The 224-nt window shown below is 40.2% G+C and carries 1 protein-coding gene; it reads left to right on the top strand.

Translation table 11 applies throughout. The annotated features are described in order from the left end of the window. Positions 1-192, top strand: a 192-nt coding sequence (locus ACXAFJ_RS20375; RefSeq protein WP_475326017.1) for an integrase core domain-containing protein, incomplete at its 5' end; no start/stop codon positions are given. Positions 193-224: the final 32 nt, after the last annotated feature.

Raw genomic sequence — 224 nt, 5'->3', positions numbered from 1 at the left:
TATGATTGTTATCAAAACGCTCTAGCAGAAAGAGTGAACGGCATCTTAAAGATGGAGTACTTACTGAGTAAGCCGAATGACTTGAATGAAGCAAAGAAAATGGTTGCCGAGTCGGTAAAACTCTATAATGAACAGAGACCACATACAGCTTTAAATTACAAAACGCCCGATGAAGTTCACCGAGCGTTTTAACCAAAAGTGTCAACCTATATCAGGACGGGACA

It is taken from the genome of Vibrio sp. ABH4_348, assembly GCF_056159765.1.
The sequence above is the reverse complement of the archived record's forward strand: the minus strand, read 5'-3'. Positions and strand labels throughout refer to the sequence as shown.